Annotated in this window: 11 protein-coding genes; 1 reads left to right on the plus strand and 10 read right to left on the minus strand. The window is 54.0% G+C overall.

Annotated elements, in window-relative coordinates; genetic code table 11:
- Positions 1 to 116 precede the first annotated feature (116 nt).
- The gene (locus K2I50_RS07105; protein ID WP_301025593.1) at positions 117 to 3314 is read left to right on the plus strand and encodes a hypothetical protein; all 3198 of its coding nucleotides are present in this window, start codon (positions 117 to 119) and stop codon (positions 3312 to 3314) included.
- An 89-nt stretch (positions 3315 to 3403) separates the two neighbouring features.
- On the opposite strand, the gene K2I50_RS07110 is transcribed toward K2I50_RS07105, so the two are convergent.
- The 10 genes from K2I50_RS07110 to rseP form a co-directional block, all read right to left on the minus strand.
- On the minus strand, positions 3404 to 4336 hold the full coding sequence (locus tag K2I50_RS07110) for a ribose-phosphate pyrophosphokinase (RefSeq protein ID WP_068959794.1): 933 nt from the start codon (positions 4334 to 4336) through the stop codon (positions 3404 to 3406).
- A gap of 86 nt (positions 4337 to 4422) precedes the next feature.
- A complete protein-coding gene (locus K2I50_RS07115; protein WP_301025595.1) occupies positions 4423 to 6135 on the minus strand; it encodes an alpha-amylase family glycosyl hydrolase in 1713 nt (570 codons plus the stop codon).
- A complete protein-coding gene (locus tag K2I50_RS07120) occupies positions 6132 to 6926 on the minus strand; it encodes a patatin-like phospholipase family protein (protein ID WP_301025596.1) in 795 nt (264 codons plus the stop codon). Before K2I50_RS07120 ends, K2I50_RS07115 begins: the two co-directional genes overlap by 4 nt.
- 173 nt (positions 6927 to 7099) lie before the next feature.
- Positions 7100 to 7531, minus strand: coding sequence for a GtrA family protein (locus K2I50_RS07125; RefSeq protein ID WP_301025598.1), 432 nt, complete (start codon positions 7529 to 7531; stop codon positions 7100 to 7102).
- Positions 7532 to 7565: 34 nt separating this feature from the next.
- Positions 7566 to 8231 (minus strand): trimeric intracellular cation channel family protein, encoded by a 666-nt coding sequence (locus K2I50_RS07130; protein ID WP_301025600.1) that lies wholly within the window; start codon positions 8229 to 8231, stop codon positions 7566 to 7568.
- Positions 8232 to 8254: 23 nt separating this feature from the next.
- Positions 8255 to 8935: an endonuclease III gene (gene nth, locus K2I50_RS07135; RefSeq protein ID WP_301025602.1), complete on the minus strand. Its 681-nt coding sequence runs from the start codon at positions 8933 to 8935 to the stop codon at positions 8255 to 8257.
- 92 nt (positions 8936 to 9027) lie between these two features.
- Positions 9028 to 10050: a phenylalanine--tRNA ligase subunit alpha gene (pheS, locus tag K2I50_RS07140; protein ID WP_301025604.1), complete on the minus strand. Its 1023-nt coding sequence runs from the start codon at positions 10048 to 10050 to the stop codon at positions 9028 to 9030.
- 49 nt (positions 10051 to 10099) lie between these two features.
- Complete coding sequence (locus K2I50_RS07145) at positions 10100 to 12109, minus strand: dipeptidyl-peptidase 3 family protein (RefSeq protein ID WP_526022965.1); 2010 nt, start codon at positions 12107 to 12109, stop codon at positions 10100 to 10102.
- Positions 12110 to 12149: 40 nt separating this feature from the next.
- The gene (locus K2I50_RS07150) at positions 12150 to 13334 is read right to left on the minus strand and encodes a class I SAM-dependent rRNA methyltransferase (RefSeq protein ID WP_301025606.1); all 1185 of its coding nucleotides are present in this window, start codon (positions 13332 to 13334) and stop codon (positions 12150 to 12152) included.
- A 20-nt stretch (positions 13335 to 13354) separates the two neighbouring features.
- Positions 13355 to 14575 (minus strand): RIP metalloprotease RseP (rseP, locus tag K2I50_RS07155; protein WP_301025608.1); only part of this gene is annotated, 1221 nt, incomplete at its 5' end.

The following is a 14575-nucleotide window of genomic DNA, read 5'->3' on the forward strand; positions in this document are numbered from 1 at the left end:
CTTGTTTAATAATAAATGTTGCCGCCAGGGTCGTATAGCTTGAGACGATTTTCGACATGTGACGAAGGAGTGTACTATTATTAAACAAGCTCTAACAACCATATCACGACAAGGTTATGAAACGATTTTTTTATGGCATCCTTGCGGGTGCCGTGCTGTCGGTGCCTTCTGTATCTTCAGCCAAGGACATCCAGCAGTTTATCATCAACGGGCAGAGCCTTTCTACAGGCCATCAGTCATGGCCCGTAGTATCTACCGAAAATGTCCCCGGCAACTACATGATGGGCGGGGAGATATGGATCAACGGCGGTACAGGATACAACCATGGATATGACGGCAATCACTCCTGGGCGATAAATCCGCTGGTCGGTACCATGAGCCATGCATTCAAGGAGTTTGACAACAACAGCCGCAACGGCGGCGCCATTGCGGAGTGTCCTCTGCTCGGTGCGGTCAATCATATGCAGCTTTCATTCCTTAAGGGGCAGGACATACTGGCTACATCGGTCGGTGTGAGCGGCGCCGCTGTCGAGGAACTGTCGAAGGAATGTACCCAGCGCGACAATTACCGGCATTTCCGTGAGTCGCTGTCGCATGCCGTCGAGGAGACCGGTAAGGCCGGGTATGACGCTATCACATGTCCCGCTATCTTCTGGATGCAGGGAGAGTTCAACTACGATGTCAAGAACGGACACTGCGGCCTCAATGCCGGAGAAGACAACTGCACCGACAAGAAGACGTACAAGGCCCTGATGCTAAAGCTGAAGGACAACATGCAGCAGGATATAATGGCCGCATACGGTCAGGAGCAGCCTCCCGTATGGATTACATATCAGGTCGGGGCGCAGTATGTGCGCGACAAAGTGGCTATAGGCATGGCCCAGCTTGAAGCGGCAAATGAAAATGACGATGTAGTGATGGCCGGTTCTCCATATCCATATCCCGACAGGGGCGGACATCTTGACGCCAACGGCTATCGGTGGTTTGGCGAGATGCTTGCCAAGGCCTACTACAAGAGCCGTGTGCTCGGCCAGAGGGTCATACCGATGCAGCCCAGGAAGATTACCCGCGAGAATGGCGGTAAAACCGTTCGTGTTAAATACTATGTGCCTGTAGGGCCGATGGTGTTTGACACTGACCTTCTGCCCGAAATCACCAACTACGGATTCAATGTATACCACAACGGTTATGGTGGCTCGGCCCGACAGAATATCAGCAGCATCGCTATCGAGGGCGATGATGTGGTGATGACGTTTGACCAGCCCCTTATAGGAAAGGTGGTGGTAACATATGCCGACCCTCTGTCGCGCATAAAGAATCAGCCCGATGGCCTCAACCATCTTCAGGGCCACGGAAATCTACGCGACAGCGACCCCTACGAGAGTGTGCTCACCTACATAGACCTTGACGCTAAAAATGCCGACGGTACATACGTATATTCCCGCAATGAGGCCGAGACACGCCTGCGCCCTGACTACGAGCCCAGAGATGCCGATGGCAATGTGATTTATGGTAAGCCTTATCCGCTTTACAACTTCGGTGTGGCATTCTATTATACCCTTGAGAAGAAAGTCGACGAGCTGATAATCCTCGACGACGACAACCGTCCGGTGCCTGTCGAGGAACGTGAGCCCGGCACTCTCGATGTGGCGTATGTAGATGCCGCTAATGGCTCCGACACCAACGATGGTTCTGTTACCGCCCCTTTTGCTTCTCTCACCAAGGCTGTGGCCTCGGTGAGATGGGACGGTGCCAAGGTGATTGTAAACGGTAATCTGGAGATTGCCGACGAGCTAAATCTTGAAGGCTATACAGCCCTTACAATAGAGGGCGCAGGCGACGGTGCGTATGTCGACGGCATGGGTGCTACGCGCCTTGCCGAGACCGAGCGTGTCGATATCACACTCAGAAATATCACATTCTCTAATTTTTTTGCCAACGGTGCCGGCGGCGTGCTGAGTATGAACGGCGGTAATCTCTCTGTAGACAACTGCCGTTTCATCGACAACTCCACATCGCGTATGGCCGATGAGAACGGCGGTGTATTCAGCCTCCGCAACTGCGGCGACGTAGTCATTGAAGGCTGCGCATTCGAAAACAACATGGCCTTTCTCGGCGGGGCTATATACACTTACCTCAGCAAGCAGGTGACAGTCGGCAAGTCGGTGTTTGATGCCAACAAGTCAATCAAAAACGAGAAGGAGAGCAACAACAACTCGCGCGGAGGCGCCATGTCGATATGGGGCACAAATGTCGACATCGACGGCTGTGTGTTCGCCCGCAACGAGTCGTCCAACCAGTGCGGAGTGTTCCAGCTCGGATGGACCAATATCGCCGACCAGCATTTCACCGTCAGAAACTCTGATATTCTTGACAACAAGGCTCCGAAAGACCATGGCGGCGTGCTCGTGGCTGAAAACTGCGGACAGCGCAACTTCGAGTACAATTTCATAAACTGCACCATAGCGGGCAATACCAACAATGCCTGCGGTTCTGTGGCATGGGTACATAACGACAATAACGTGTCGCCCACACAGACGATGAATTTCTACAACTGCACAATTACAGGCAACCACACCAACGGCAACACATTCCACAGCACAATATTACTGTGGGAATCAAATCTGAAGACCAATATCGTCAATACAATCCTCGAAGGCAATACTACGGGAGGCAACAAGGAATACTCCGACCTTCATGCCGGCGAATACACCGAAGCCAAAGCGGCAAACATCAATATCAGCCACTCGGTGGTAGGCAAGTTTTATGCCCTGCGCCAGGACAATACTCCCGGACAGGAGCGCGGTGTGCCGGTGGTCGACGATGCCTCACAGTTCAATATCTCGCCCTACAGTGTATCGCAGGGTGTGGCCAACTATGCCGGTCTGCTGCCGCGCAACGATGAGGGTGCCCATATATTTGCCTCTACCGGCTCCAATGGCGTTGGCATGGGCGACGACACACTGCTTGCTGACAAGTATGGCATGACCACCGACCGCTTCGGCAACACTCGCAGGCTCAACTGCATAGGTTCTGTAGAGCTTATCGATGGCTACACCGCAGGCCTGCAACTTGTCACTGCCGAGGATTCAAGGCTCGCTATCCGTCTCGTCGGCGACTGCCTCAACGTATCGTCGGAACTCTATGGTGCAGGAGTCGCTCTTGAGGTCTACACTGTCGACGGACGCCGTATCATATCCGTGCCGATGGCAGAAAGCGAGGCTACTCTTAGCGCCTCACAGCTTGGCCACGGTCTGCGTGTGTTGCGCGTAGCCTCTTCCTCAACGGCACGTACAGTCGTGTTTCACATCTGATTCGCGAATCAGATAAGACAGCATATAAACATCGACGCACATCCGGTAGCCGGATGTGCGTCGATATTATATACGGGTTTGTGACTCTTTTAGATGAGGTACTGCGAGGAGATGGACTGGTTTTCGTGAACACGACGGATTGTGTCGGCGAAGAGATGGGCTACAGAGAGGATGGTGCACTTGGTGCAGCTGCCTGTGTAGGGGATTGAGTTGGTAAACATCATCTCGGTTATGCCGCAGTCCTGCACACGCTGGCTTGCAGGGTCGCTCATGATGGCGTGTGAGCAGAGTGCGCGCACGCTCTTGGCGCCTTCGCTCATCATCAGGTCGGCGGCCTTGGTGATGGTGCCGGCAGTGTCGACCATGTCGTCGATGAGGATTACATTCTTGTCTTTTACGTCGCCGATTACAGTCATCGAAGCCACTACGTTGGCCTTTGCACGCTGCTTGTGGCAGAGCACCAGAGGCACATTGAAATATTTGGCGTAGTTGTTGGCTCGCTTTGCACCTCCTACGTCGGGAGTGGCGATTACCATGTCGGGCAGGTGGAGAGATTCGATATAGGGAATGAATACCGAAGATGCGTACAGGTGGTCGACCGGTACGTTGAAGAAACCCTGAATCTGGTCGGCATGCAGGTCCATGCAGATGACGCGGTTTACACCGGCTGCACTAAGCAGGTCGGCCACCAGCTTTGACGCGATAGACACACGGGGCTTGTCCTTGCGGTCCTGACGTGCCCAGCCGAAGTAGGGCATCACGGCGATAATCGACGCTGCAGAAGCGCGTTTGGCTGCATCAATCATGAGAAGCAGCTCCATGAGGTTGTCGCTGTTGGGGAATGTGGACTGCACGAGATATACCTCGCAGCCACGGATTGATTCTTCAAACGATACCTCGAACTCGCCGTCGGCGAAATGCTGGATATTCATCTTACCGAGTTCAACACCAAGGTCTTTGCATATCTCCTTGGCCATGTACTGTGACTTGGTACCGGCAAAAATCTTAAAAGGGGGTAACATTACAAGAAATTGTATTTAAGTTCAGAAATTCCAGAATTGATGGTGCAAAGTTATCGCTTTTTGCTGGATAATCGCGACAAGAGAGCCTACTTTTTGTAACGTTGCAGCACGTTCTTGTGCTTAATCTTCCATACCACAGCGTCGTACGGCCCGATTTCAGTCTCAAACGGATGGTCGGGAGAGAGATGTTTGCGCATCATGTCGCGCGAGAGCAGGTCGACGGCCACACAGTCGCCCTGTGGTATGCCGAGGGTCTCGAAAGCGTGGAGGGGTATGTTGATTTTCAGATTACAGGGACGGGAGTCGAAGTTGACTGCAATCAGCAGGGTCTCGTCATCGCAGCTACGCAGGAATGTGTATTGACGGTGAGGGTTGAGCGTACGGTTCTCATAGTTGACATACATCAGGTCGAAGAATCGTCCGCGGGATATGGCTTTCTCCTGGTTGCAGATGGTAAGCACGGTGCGATATTTTTCGCGCAGCCATTTTTCCTGCGATGTAAGGAGCTCGGAGTCCCATTTTCCGGAGTTCATCCAGCGACGTATTGTCGGTATGCTCCAGTAGTCGAATATGGTAGTGCGTCCGTCGTTTCCGCTGAATCCCTCGGCATCTTTTGCCTGCTCGCCGATTTCCTGTCCGGCATATATCATCATCGGGCCGGTGGAAATGAATGAGCTTACTACAAGCGATGGTATCACGAGCGACGGGTCGCCGGCGTACTGGCGTGAGCCGAATCGCTGTTCGTCGTGGTTTTCGAGGAAGTTGAGCATATTGCCTCCGATACCTTCCACAGTCTGCCAGCAGTGGGTAAGCTGGGCCGCCGATACGTTGTGGCATTGTATGCCGCGGAGAGTGTCGTAGAGGTTTACCTTGTCGTAGAGATAATTGAATCCGCCGTATTTTATAAAGTCGCGGTAGAGGGCCACATCGTATATCTCGGCTATAAACACTACGTGGGGATAGCGTTCGCGGATGTTGGATATCACCCACTGCCAGAATTCAAGCGGCACCATGTGGGCCATGTCGCATCGGAAGCCGTCGACACCCATGTCACACCAATAGCGGAGTATGGAGAGCATGTCGTGCCATGTGCGCGGTATCGGGTAGAAATGGTTGGTGTGGTCGCCGTAGTCGACGCCATAGTTGAGTTTTACCGTCTCATACCAGTCATATTCCGATGGAAAAGCCGTGAAGCAGTCGTTGCCCGATGCTTTTGCCGGAAACTCGATGTATGCGTCATCTCCCGAGCCGAGGTTGATTGACGGGGCGAAGAGCTGATGAGGTATGTAGTAGAAACTGTTGTCGCGTGAGAAGAACCGGTTGCGGTCGTCGCCTACTCCGAAGTCTTTGATTCCTGCCGGTTTGGCATCGAATATATACTGGCGCGATACGTGGTTGGGCACGAAGTCGATTATTACCTTCATGCCTGCGTCGTGGGTACGGTCGACAAGGGCCTGGAACTCTTCGATGCGCTTGTTGACGTTGACGGCGATGTCGGGGTCGATGTCGTAGTAGTCCTTTATCGCATAGGGAGAGCCGGCACGCCCTTTTACTACATGAGGATTATCGCGATGTATGCCGTAGCGGCTGTAGTCGGTCTGATTGGAGTGTTCGATTACACCTGTGTACCATATGTGGGTTACGCCCAGGCCTTTTATGCTTTTCAGGGCTTTTGAGGTGATGTCGTTCATTTTGCCTGAGCCGTTCTGCTGTATCGTGCCGTTGGGCACACAGTGGTCACACGGGTTGGCGAACAGGCGGGGGAGAAGCTGATAAATAATCGGTTTTTCGCTGGTCATAAAATTGAAAATGTCGATTTCAGGAGCGGGGAGTCGGCGAGCGCTTTTTTAGTTGCATAATATCCGCTCTTGAACATCCGTTCCTTTTCTTTGAGAGTAAATACGCCCATATCGGCTATAGAGTCGACCGATACTATGGTGTCGCACAATTCGATATCGGCCGTTGCATTGTTTCGTGACATGAGGTGGAAAGATCGCGAGGCAACGTCTATGATGTTGCCCGACGAGCGTCCGAGTTTTATCTGAGGACTTACGTTTATGCCTATCAGGTGGGTCACATCGTTGCGGATAGCCCACGACGGGAGGTTGTGTAGCACACCTCCGTCGACATAATGCGTGCCTCCGATTGTTACCGGCTTGAAAACCACCGGCATTGAGCATGAGGCGAGCACGCGCTCGCAAATTTCGCCCGCACGCCATTGTACGGGTTGGCAGTTGTCGATGTCGGTTGCGCAGATTACGGTCGGCAGGGGGCACTCTTCAAGGCGTGTCACTTTCAGATTTTCTCTGATAAATGTGTGAAATCCTTTCATGGTGAAGAATCCTCCGCTCGGCACGCCTATCTCACAGAAGTCCCAGAACCGGGCTTTCATGAAGCTGCGCATGATTTCCATCGGCTTCATGCCGCTGCCGTAGAGAGCCGCCGCGATGCTTCCGGCACTGACTCCGGCCACGATTCCGGGTTTGATGCCAAGCTCCTCCAGAGCGTAAAGAGCGCCAAGATGAGCGAATCCGCGGGCGCCTCCGCCGCTCAGGGCAAGGCCTATTCTGTAGGGTCGACGTCGAAACATTACCATAGGTTTTATTTGTGAGACTTATTACAAATATAACAAGTGAACACACAAATTTAGTTCTTTCCCGCGAAAGAGTCGGGACGGAGAGATGGATAAAAACTGTACAGAGGTGTTAATCTGTGTTAACCTCAATATTCCGTGGCGGTGAGGGCTGTTTTTTGTCCCACCGGCTATCGACGGAATGTAATGAGTTTATTGTAAATATAGTAAGCTACGGTGTAGACGATGTTGCCGCATATGGTGGCTATTCCGTAGCCTGAGAGTGTGAGGGTGTACAATGTATATTCCCAATCTCTGAGACTTGTCTCGTTGAATAGGAGCCATACCGCCAGCAGCTGTATTCCGTAGCATATGAGTGCTCCCGACAGGAAGGCTATCGCCTCGCGCGCATAGTGGCCCGAGGTCTTGAACACCCAGCGCTTGTTCCAGATGAATGAATTGACGATACCGCATATGTAGCCGAGGGCATTTGAAATCCATGGGTTAAGTCCGAGTATCGATTTGCATAATATGATTACGCCGAATGTCACCAGGGTGTTTATCACACCGACGCAGGCGTATTTTATGAATTGCAGCGCTGACCGGCTTATCGGGAGTTTCATGCTTTGTATCTGTAATGTATCCACGGATGGAGTTTTATTTACGTTTGTTTTCAGTTGACTGGGTTTCGTTGGCGCCGTCGGTGTTGTAAACATCGCCGAGCACCGGGAGCGACCATCCGTACTGCACGGCGAGCACTCTCATTGCAATGACTGTGGCGGCACATGCTATGCCCTGTACGGGTACAGATGCATGGCAGAATATGAGCGCGCCGTATACGAGTCCTCCGGCCAGGCATGCGGTGGCATAGAGGTCCTTTTTGAACAGCAGCGGCTCGCTGTTTATAAGTATGTCGCGTATCACACCGCCTATGGCGCCTGTGATAATGCCCATTATTATGGCTACCCATAGCGGATAGTCGGTGTCGAGCGTCTTCTGTATGCCTATCACCACAAATAGGGCCAGGCCTATAGTGTCGAATATGAATAGCACGCGTGTATGTACGAGTATGCGCCTGAACACGATTACGACTATCAGCGACATGGCTGTGACGGCGAGGTACCACCATGTCTGCATCCAGAATACCGGTATGTCGAGCAAGATGTCGCGCAGCGTGCCTCCACCGATGGCGGTCACGAGTCCGACGGTATAGGCTCCGAACCAGTCGAAATTTTTAGCTGCGGCCATGCGTATGCCTGATATGGCAAACGCTACCGTGCCGATTACTTCTATTATGAATAGGAATGCCTGCTCGTAGTCCATTGCCTGGGAAATATTGTTGGGCTTTAATCGTTGCTGTCGGGTTGGCTGTCAGTGCCGGCTGCTTTGTCTGTAGCGCGGTTGTAGTAGCGGCACACCCGGGTCAGGTAGCAGTTGAGACAGTCGGGTCGGCGTGCCTTGCATACATATCGCCCGTGGAGTATAAGCCAGTGGTGGGCTTTGGGTATAATCTCTTCGGGAATGTTGGCGCACAGGGCCTTCTCTGTGGCGAGCGGAGTCTTGCTGCCTGTTGTCAGGCCTATGCGCTCGCTCACGCGGAATACATGGGTGTCGACAGCCATGGCGGCGCGGTTCCATATTACGGCGAGCATCACGTTGGCTGTCTTGCGTCCGACTCCCGGGAGGCGCATCAGTGAGTCGATGTCCGAAGGGAGTTCTCCTCCGAATTCCTCCACGAGCATGCGTGCGGCCCCGAGCAGAGAGCGAGCCTTGTTGTTGGGATACGATACGGAGCGGATGTATCCGTATATCTCGTCCTGAGTGGCCGCGGCCATGTCGGCGGGGGTGGGATATGCCTCAAACAACGCCGGAGTGACCATATTGATGCGCTTGTCGGTACATTGCGCCGACAGAATCACCGCTACCAGCAGGTGGAACGGTGTGTCGTAGTGGAGCTCGGTCTCAGCCACAGGCATTTCGTGGCTGAATATCTCGAGTACGCGGCGGTAGCGCTCTTTTGTGGTCATTACGTCTGACTGTATTCAAGAATGTGTCCTGACTTTATCTTCCCGATGGCGGGCCGAGGTCAAGGACACATTCCTGGTATTATTTATGAGTGTTACTTGTGGGCGGAGGTGAATTCGTCGAGGAATCGGGTGTCGTTCTCAGAGAACAGACGCAGGTCGTTGACCTGGTACTTGAGATTGGTGATGCGCTCTACACCCATGCCGAGGGCGAATCCGGAGTATTCCTTGCTGTCGATACCGCAGGCCTCGAGCACGGCCGGGTCGACCATGCCGCAGCCGAGAATCTCGACCCATCCGGTGTGTTTGCAGAATGAGCATCCCTTGCCGCCGCAGAGGTTGCACGATATGTCCATCTCGGCCGAAGGCTCGGTGAACGGGAAGTAGCTCGGGCGCAGACGTATCTGTGTCTCGGGGCCGAACATCTCGCGGGCGAAATAGAGCAGAGTCTGGCGCAGATCGGCGAATGATACATTCTTGTCGACATAAAGAGCCTCTACCTGATGGAAGAAACAGTGGGCGCGGGCCGAAATAGCCTCGTTGCGGTATACGCGTCCGGGGCAGATGATGCGGATAGGGGGCTTGGAGGTCTCCATCACGCGCGACTGTACCGACGAGGTATGGGTGCGGAGCAGCACGTCGGGAGTGCGCTGGATGAAGAATGTGTCCTGCATGTCGCGTGCGGGGTGGTCGGCAGCGAAGTTCATCGCTCCGAACACATGCCAGTCGTCTTCGATTTCGGGACCTTCGGCGAGAGTGAATCCGAGGCGCGAGAATATGTCGATGATTTCGGCGCGTACGAGCGAAAGCGGATGGCGGGTGCCGAGAGCCACCGGAGCGGCAGTGCGGCTCATGTCGATGGATATTTCCGAGCCGCCGTTGTTGTCGAGTGCCTCGCGCAGGGCATTGATTTTATCGGTGGCGAATGTCTTGAGTTCGTTGAGCGGAGCTCCGATAGCGCGCTTTTCATCAGGGCCGAGAGCTCTGAAGTCGTTGAAAAGAGCGTTGATTTCTCCTTTTTTGCTCAGATATTTTATGCGGAGTACCTCCACCTCGGCAGCGTCAGCGGCATTGAGGCTTTCGATTTCAGTGTGGAGCGCTTTTATTTTGTCTAACATTGTATTGAAGTAGCAGTAGTTGAGTAATCTTTTTGCAAAGTTACTGTTTTTATTTTAAAGTACGGTAGTCGCGTGAGTAGCGGAGCATCTGGGGGATGTATTCCTCGCCGTATGTGACAGTCACGTCGGTGATGGCTCCGTCGGCGTCGCGTACTACTGAGTATGTCGGGTTGACGAATCCGCGGTAGGGTGCGATGTCGAGGTGGCTGTAGCGCTCGAGCACTTCGTTGTGGATGGCGGGGTCGACCTTCACGGCATATTTTTCCACGAGGTTGCGTCCGGCCTCATAGTCGCCTTCGCTCTTGATGCGCTGTATTTCGCCGAGCAGCTGGCCGAAGAGGTCGCGCAGTTTCCGGTAGTCGTTGATGCGGATGTAGGTCTTGCCGTCGCGCTTTACGTATTCGATTACGTTGTCGGCCTTGCCATGCTCGTAGGCCCACTCGGATATCAGTTTGCGGTTACGCATGTGGGCCTCTTCCACATCTTTTCCTGGCTCGATGCGCATGAGCTGTGTCATCAGGCCGTTGAGGATATATTTGTAGTATTCGGCCTTGTAGGCGTCGGGGTTGTCGAGGAGGCCGAGCTCGAGCAGCTTGGGGTCGGCGAGATAGTAGAGCGCAAAAAGGTCGGCGCGGGCTTCCTCAAGTGTTGAGCCGTGGGCTTTCAGGGCGTCGGGGTCGACTCCGGGGAGCAGACGTCCGGAAGCATGGCCCAGGCATTCGTGGAGGTCAGTGTGAAGGTTGTCGGTTATGAAGAGGTAGTCGTCGAGCAGTTTTGATGTAGGCTCGTCGATTACAAATTCCTGGTTGAAGCCGTTGCCGTGAGATGCCTCGTCGTAGGCCTGAGTGATATTCTCCAATGTCACTGACTTTGAGCCATGGGCGGCGCGTATCCAGTTGGCGTTGGGCAGATTTATGCCGATTGGAGTAGCGGGGTATGCGTCGCCGGCGAGGATGGCGGCGGTGATTACTTTGGCGGTGACACCTTTTACCGTCTCCTTGCGGAAGCGCGGGTCAACGGGCGAATTGTCTTCAAACCACTGTGCGTTGCCGCTGATGGTTTCGGTGCGCTGCGATGCGGGTATGTTCTTGAAGTTTACGATTGATTCCCATGAGCCGGTCATTCCCAGCGGGTCGCCGTAGCTTTCGATAAATCCGTTGATGAAATCGACCTGCGATGCTGTCTCTTCAGCCCATAGTATAGAGTATTCGTCGAATGTCTTGAGGTCGCCGGTGCGGTAGAATTCAATCAGTTTGTCGATATATGCTTTCTGTTCGGGATTTTCCGCATAAATCGAGGCGAGCGAGAGCTCGCGTATGATGCGCTCGATGGCTTTGCTGTAGAGGCCGCCGAGTTTATACGGGAGTTCGCATACCTGGCCGTAGCGTTTTACCTTCTTGGTATTGAGTCCGTAGGATATGGGTGTGAGGTCGGTAGTGTCCTTGCGGGCGTTGTAGTAGTCCTCAATCTCTTTCTGAGTGAGCCCTTCCTCATACATGTTGACCGCAGATGTGCGTATGAGGTCTTCGCCTTCGGCCTGATTGACACGCTTGGCCATGAATGCCGGGTCGAATAGGAGTTTTATCAGCTGTGGCTCGTGGGGCGGACGCTGGTTGTCGGGCATATTTATAAGCTGGGTCATAATCCACTTCCGGGAGAATTCGGGGGTGAACTTGTCCATCGAGTAGTGGTGGTGTACGCCGTTGGCAAACCATACCTGCTTGAGGTATTTCTCAAAGGCCTTGAACTGGGGGTCGTTGCGGTCGCCCTTATATCCGGTGTATATTTTTTCGAGCATGTCGCGCAGCTCGAGATTCAGGCGGCAGTTCTGGTCCCAGAGGATGTCGCGTCCGGCGAGGGCTGCCTCGGTAAGGTGGTATACGAGCATCTTCTGGCTCAGCGACAGCTTGTCGAAATCGGGCACGGGATAGCGTAGCACCTCGATGTCGGCGAAACGGTCGACCACGTAGTCGAAATCTTTTTTGTCTTCGGCCATTGCTGATGATGATGTTGTGAATGCCATTGCGGCTATGCAGCCGCATGCGATATGACGGTACAGGTTCATTTTATCAGATAATAAGTGATTCTTAGGTGATGTCTTATTCGACGTAAAGGATGAGTCCCTTCAGGTATTCGCCTTCGGGGTGATAGATGTTGACCGGATGGTCGGCGGGCTGGGTGAGCTGATGGAGTATGCGCACTTTGCGTCCGCTCTGTGCTGCCGCCGAGAATACAGCGAGGCGGAACTGTTCGCGGCTTACCGCCTGTGAGCAAGAGAATGTGAATAGGATACCGCCCGGAGCAATCTTGGAGAATGCCGCCGCGTTGAGGCGCCGGTAGCCGGTAAGGGCGTTTTTCAGTGCGCTGCGGTGCTTTGCAAATGCCGGAGGGTCGAGGATTATGAGGTCGAAGGCTCCGTGTTCCATCTCGGCAAGATAGTTGAAGGCGTCCTGGGCTATGGCTTTGTGGCGGCTGTCGCCGGGGAAATTGAGCTCTACGTTTGCTTCGGTGAGAGTCACAGCCTTGGCCGAACTGTCGACGGAGTGTACCATGTCGGCCCCTCCGCGCAGGGCATACACCGAGAATCCACCTGTGTAGCAGAACATGTTGAGCACCCGGCGTCGGCCGGAGTATTTCTCAAGCAGGGCGCGGTTGTCGCGCTGGTCAACGAAAAATCCGGTCTTCTGCCCTTTGAGCCAGTCGATATTGAATCGCAGGCCGTTTTCGATAGCGATGTTGGTAGAGAAGGAGCCGATGATATATTCGTTCTGCGGGTCGAGATGTGCCTTGTAGGGGAGGGTGGTCTCCGACTTGTAGTATACGTTGGCGATGCCGGCACCGGGCAGAGCGGTCAGGGCGCGCGCTATTGTGTCGCGCATGAAGTGCATGCCGGGCGAGTGAGCCTGTAGCACGGCTGTGTCGCCATATATGTCGACGATGAGTCCGGGCAGAAAGTCGCCTTCGCCATGTACGAGCCTGTAGGCGTTGTTGTCGTCGCGTATCATTCCGAGAGCCTGTCGCATGCGGAATGCTTCCTTAAGTCTGTCGGCGAAGAAGGCATCGTCGATGGCTGTGTCGCCCCAGGCGAGTATGCGCACGGTGATGCTGCCAATCTGATAGTGGCCTACGCCTATCATGCGGCCGTCGCTTGTGTATACCGCTACGATATCACCTTCTTCAATAGTGTCGGGAGTGTCGGCCACAGCTCCTGAGAACACCCAGGGGTGGAAGCGCTCGAGCGACTGTTCTTTGCCCCGGCGTAGTGTGATGCGTGGATATTCCATAATATATAATAGGAGAGGCTTTATTTTAAGAAGAACCGGTAGAGGTCGTTGCCGTTGGCGTATAGCAGGAGTATGAACAGGAACGCCATGCCGCATATCTGGGCATATTCCATGAACTTCTCGGAGGGCTTGCGGCGCGAGATGATTTCATAGAGCAGGAACATGATGTGTCCGCCGTCGAGCGCCGGTATGGGGAGTATGTTCATGAATGCGAGGGCTACCGACAGGAATGCTGTGATTTCCCAGAATGATATCCAGCTCCAGCGGTCGGGGAACATGTTGCCGATGGCTCCGAATCCGCCAAGACTCTTGGCGCCCTCGGCTGTGGCCACATATTTCATCGAGCTGACGTAGGCCGACAGTTTTCCGGTGCCGTTTTCCCATCCTTTGGGTATTGACTCGAGCAGTCCGTAGCGCTTCACGTGCACCGGGTAGATGTCGGTGATGGGACGTAGCTGGATGCCGATTTTGCCGCCTTCGGTGGGGGTGATGGCTATGTTGGCCGGCTGTCCGTCGCGTATGATGCCAAGCTCGATTTCCTTGCCTCCGTTGTCGGCGAGCAGTCGGGTGAAGTCGGTATAGGTCGACGCGGGCTCTCCGTTGATGGTGCGTATGCGGTCGCCTGTCTTCAGGCCGGCCTTATCGGCGGGCTCTCCGTTCACTGTGTTGTCGACCACTACAGGGAGGCGGTATGTGAAGAAGCCTTTGTCGTCGTTGACGCGGAATATGAAGTTTTCGGGTATGGCGATTTCTACAGAGTCGCGACCGTCGCGCAACACTGTCACGGTCTTGGCCTCAACCATCTTCAGCAGGCTTGCCGGGTCGGAGGCGTACATCTCCTCACCGTCGGCGAGCAGTGGTATGTCGCCGTCGCGGAATCCGATTTCCTTTGCCGACTGCGCATATTCCATGCCTTCCTTGGCGTCGCGGTATTCGATATATTTCTCACCCCAGTACCATGCGATGCCGGCATAGATGACTATGGCGAGAATGAAGTTCATGAGCACTCCGGCCACCATGACAAGCAGTCGCTGCCATGCCGGCTTGGAACGGAATTCCCAGGGCTGAGCGGGCTTGCTCATCTGCTCTTTGTCCATCGACTCGTCGATCATGCCGGCGATTTTCACGTAGCCGCCCAGCGGTAGCCATCCGATGCCGTATTCGGTGTCGCGCCATGTAGCGCGGCTGTCGTCGGCTGATGTGGATTGGTTCGACGCTTTTTTCTTAGGACGCCATTTTAC

This window comes from Muribaculum sp. (assembly GCF_029051885.1).
In the GTDB taxonomy this organism is placed as follows: Bacteria; Bacteroidota; Bacteroidia; order Bacteroidales; family Muribaculaceae; genus Muribaculum.

Bases quoted from the DNA above. Each gene is read 5' to 3' on its own strand.
- K2I50_RS07105 (WP_301025593.1), top strand. From the start codon at position 117: ATGAAACGATTTTTTTATGGCATCCTTGCGGGTGCCGTGCTGTCGGTG.
- K2I50_RS07110 (WP_068959794.1), bottom strand. From the start codon at position 4,336: ATGTTACCCCCTTTTAAGATTTTTGCCGGTACCAAGTCACAGTACATG.
- K2I50_RS07115 (WP_301025595.1), bottom strand. From the start codon at position 6,135: ATGACCAGCGAAAAACCGATTATTTATCAGCTTCTCCCCCGCCTGTTC.
- K2I50_RS07120 (WP_301025596.1), bottom strand. From the start codon at position 6,926: ATGTTTCGACGTCGACCCTACAGAATAGGCCTTGCCCTGAGCGGCGGA.
- K2I50_RS07125 (WP_301025598.1), bottom strand. From the start codon at position 7,531: ATGAAACTCCCGATAAGCCGGTCAGCGCTGCAATTCATAAAATACGCC.
- K2I50_RS07130 (WP_301025600.1), bottom strand. From the start codon at position 8,231: ATGGACTACGAGCAGGCATTCCTATTCATAATAGAAGTAATCGGCACG.
- nth (WP_301025602.1), bottom strand. From the start codon at position 8,935: ATGACCACAAAAGAGCGCTACCGCCGCGTACTCGAGATATTCAGCCAC.
- pheS (WP_301025604.1), bottom strand. From the start codon at position 10,050: ATGTTAGACAAAATAAAAGCGCTCCACACTGAAATCGAAAGCCTCAAT.
- K2I50_RS07150 (WP_301025606.1), bottom strand. From the start codon at position 13,334: ATGGAATATCCACGCATCACACTACGCCGGGGCAAAGAACAGTCGCTC.